This window comes from Bacterioplanoides sp. (assembly GCF_965226395.1).
Classification (GTDB): domain Bacteria; phylum Pseudomonadota; class Gammaproteobacteria; order Pseudomonadales; family Oceanobacteraceae; genus Bacterioplanoides.
This window is the reverse complement of sequence record NZ_OZ245358.1, coordinates 1,935,001-1,937,500: the sequence shown is the minus strand read 5'-3', so window position 1 is coordinate 1,937,500 and position 2,500 is coordinate 1,935,001. Positions and strand designations below refer to the sequence as shown.

Genomic DNA, 2,500 nt, shown 5'->3' with positions numbered 1-2,500 from the left:
AGCCGGTGCTTCTTCTGAAGGTAACGTCACAGTTGCCAGGTATTAACGGACAACCTTTCCTCCCTTCTGAAAGTGCTTTACAACCCTAGAGCCTTCTTCACACACGCGGCATGGCTGCATCAGGCTTTCGCCCATTGTGCAATATTCCCCACTGCTGCCTCCCGTAGGAGTCTGGGCCGTGTCTCAGTCCCAGTGTGGCTGATCATCCTCTCAGACCAGCTACGGATCGTCGCCTTGGTAGGCCATTACCCCACCAACTAGCTAATCCGACGCAGGCTCATCTAATAGCGCAAGGTCCGAAGATCCCCTGCTTTCCCCCGTAGGGCGTATGCGGTATTAGCAGTCGTTTCCAACTGTTGTCCCCCACTACTAGGTAGATTCCTACGCGTTACTCACCCGTCCGCCGCTCGTCAGCAGATAGCAAGCTATCTCTGTTACCGCTCGACTTGCATGTGTTAAGCCTGCCGCCAGCGTTCAATCTGAGCCATGATCAAACTCTTCAGTTTAAAAAGTTTCGATTGGTGGAATATCCAATCTAAATCTTGCTCAAGAATAAAACTGACAATAAATCTATAAATGAATTATCGACGAGTTCTTACTTGAAAATATTGCGTGCTGAATCACTCAAAAGAGCAACCTCAGCGTGTCTCCACAACATCTCAGTAAGCACCCACACGAATTACTTAATGCTAATTTTTAAAGAACTTGCTTTGAAATAAATGCTTATCTCTCAAAGCGGAGGCGCATTATAAATACCTGAACCTCGGTGTCAACAACTAATTTCAAATTATTTTGAAGTCTGTTGTTGACCAAGCCTGATGAAAATCAACTGCTTGTACTAATAGTAAAAAACCCCGACCGCATAAGCGATCGGGGTTTTTAGGATAAGAGCTTGACGATGACCTACTCTCACATGGGGAAACCCCACACTACCATCGGCGATACTGCGTTTCACTTCTGAGTTCGGAATGGATTCAGGTGGTTCCACAGCTCTATTGTCGTCAAGCAAAGCTTGTTGTTTTATTTACGTCTGACTGTCGTCTTATTGATGCGACTGCGTAAGTAAAACCAATAGGGTTGGATACATGAGTTTTTTAATTAAGATTCTCTTACGAACCGGCGGTGCCGATTGTTCTTTACTCTGTTTTATTCAGAGTTGGCTTGTTAACACCACCAAGTTTGGGTGTTATATGGTCAAGCCTCACGGGCAATTAGTACAAGTTAGCTCAACGCCTCACAACGCTTACACACCTTGCCTATCAACCAGGTAGTCTTCCTGGGCCCTTTAGGGAGCTCGAAGCTCCAGTGAGATCTCATCTTGAAGGGGGCTTCCCGCTTAGATGCTTTCAGCGGTTATCCTGTCCGAACGTAGCTACCGGGCAATGCCATTGGCATGACAACCCGAACACCAGAGGTTCGTCCACTCCGGTCCTCTCGTACTAGGAGCAGCTCTTCTCAAATCTCAAACGCCCACGGCAGATAGGGACCGAACTGTCTCACGACGTTCTAAACCCAGCTCGCGTACCACTTTAAATGGCGAACAGCCATACCCTTGGGACCGGCTTCAGCCCCAGGATGTGATGAGCCGACATCGAGGTGCCAAACACCGCCGTCGATGTGAACTCTTGGGCGGTATCAGCCTGTTATCCCCGGAGTACCTTTTATCCGTTGAGCGATGGCCCTTCCATACAGAACCACCGGATCACTATGACCTACTTTCGTACCTGCTCGACGTGTCTGTCTCGCAGTTAAGCCGGCTTATGCCATTGCACTAACCTCCTGATGTCCGACCAGGATTAGCCGACCTTCGTGCTCCTCCGTTACTCTTTGGGAGGAGACCGCCCCAGTCAAACTACCCACCACACAGTGTCCTCGATCCAGATAATGGACCTGAGTTAGAACCCCAAATTGACCAGGCTGGTATTTCAAGATTGGCTCCACGCTAACTGGCGTTAACGCTTCAAAGCCTCCCAGCTATCCTACACAAGACAATTCAAAGTTCACTGTGAAGCTATAGTAAAGGTTCACGGGGTCTTTCCGTCTAGCCGCGGGAACGCAGCATCTTAACTGCGAATTCAATTTCACTGAGTCTCGGGTGGAGACAGTGTGGCCGTCGTTACGCCATTCGTGCAGGTCGGAACTTACCCGACAAGGAATTTCGCTACCTTAGGACCGTTATAGTTACGGCCGCCGTTTACCGGGGCTTCGATCAAGAGCTTCGCCGAAGCTAACCCCATCAATTAACCTTCCGGCACCGGGCAGGCGTCACACCCTATACGTCCACTTTCGTGTTTGCAGAGTGCTGTGTTTTTAATAAACAGTCGCAGCCACCTGGTATCTTCGACCGGCCAGAGCTTACGGAGCAAGTCCTTCACCCTAGCCGGCGCACCTTCTCCCGAAGTTACGGTGCCATTTTGCCTAGTTCCTTCACCCGAGTTCTCTCAAGCGCCTTGGTATTCTCTACCTACCCACCTGTGTCGGTTTAGAGTACGGTTTCTTT

The 2,500-nt window shown here is 49.5% G+C and carries 3 rRNA genes (2 of these 3 running past the window's edge); all 3 read right to left on the bottom strand.

Features of this window, described 5'->3' with window-relative positions:
• A 16S ribosomal RNA gene (locus ACO05E_RS08855) occupies positions 1–506 on the bottom strand; it reaches 1,033 nt to the left of the window's first position.
• 384 nt (positions 507–890) lie between these two features.
• A 5S ribosomal RNA gene (gene rrf / locus ACO05E_RS08850) occupies positions 891–1,006 on the bottom strand.
• A 184-nt stretch (positions 1,007–1,190) separates the two neighbouring features.
• Positions 1,191–2,500 (bottom strand): 23S ribosomal RNA (locus tag ACO05E_RS08845); it runs 1,578 nt beyond the window's last position.